This window comes from Pseudomonas sp. K5002, assembly GCF_013386655.1.
Taxonomy (GTDB): domain Bacteria; phylum Pseudomonadota; class Gammaproteobacteria; order Pseudomonadales; family Pseudomonadaceae; genus Aquipseudomonas.
In genome coordinates, this window is the sequence record NZ_JACARK010000945.1 from 1 (window position 1) to 1,102 (window position 1,102).

Sequence of the window (1,102 nt, forward strand, 5' to 3'; positions counted from 1 at the left end):
GGCAGCTCCGGCAGCAACCCCCGTGGCTGCGCCGGTCGAGACCCCGGTCAAGCCGGATGCGGCGCCTGCCAGCACTGAAGGTAAATTCAATGACCTGCTGACCAACCCGATCGTGCTGGGGGTGATCGGCGGCGCAGCGGGTTTGCTGGTGCTGTTGCTTCTGCTGCTGTGGGCCCGTCATCGCAATGCGCGGCTTGAAGAAGAAAAGCACCTGCGCATGGCGCGGGCCCTGGCTGAAGAGCCGGAATTTGCGCCGAACATTGATCACGATCTGCCATCTGACAGTTTCGAAGGCCTTGATGTACCGCCGCCGAACGTCAAGCTGGCTCCAGCTCCAGCTCCAGCTCCAGCCCCGGCGGCGGTGGTTGCCCCGGTGATTGCGCCGGTGGTCGCGCCTGTTGCTGCGCAGCGTCCGACTGACGCCCTGGCGCAAGCCCAGTCGCATATCGACCGTGGCCACCTGAACCAGGCTGCGGAAGTGCTGGAAGATGCAATCAAGCAAGAGCCCGCCCGCAGTGACCTGCGTCTCAAGCTGATGGAAGTCCACGGCTTGCAGGGCAACAAGGACGGGTTTGTCACCCAGGAGCGCCAGTTGGTCGCCAATGGCGACAACCATGCCCAGGTCGAACAACTGAAAAGCCGCTTCCCGGCCATGGCCGTGTTCGCAGCAGGCGTCAGCGCTGCCGTTGCCGCTGCCGCTCTCGACGCCCAATACGTCAAGGACCTGCTCAAGGACGACCCGGCACCGCCTGCACCTGAGCCTGCGCCGGACGCGTTTGACACTGACTTCGACCTCAGCCTGGACGATCTGGAGGCTGCTTCGCCAGCCGTGGTCCGCCCGACGTCGGACGACGACCTGAGCTTTGAATCGGTGCTGCAACAGCAGGCCGAGGCCAAGGCCAGTGCGGAAGACCTCTCGGATTTCGACCTGGACCTGCAACTCGATCCACCCTCGTCGGCCCAGTCCGACGACGACTTCCTCTCCGGCCTTGAAGACCAGATGAAGGACCTGCCGCCGGTAGAGCCGCCGACACTGACGCCGGCCGACCTGGACGACCTCGACCTGCCGGAGGATTTCGACCTGTCCCTGGCCGACGAGCCC

Annotated in this window: 1 protein-coding gene; it reads left to right on the top strand. The window is 64.9% G+C overall.

Annotated features, from left to right (window positions below; translation table 11 throughout):
* The coding region (locus tag HX846_RS31455) for a FimV family protein (protein WP_372242030.1) at positions 1-1,102 on the top strand (1,102 nt) is incomplete at both ends.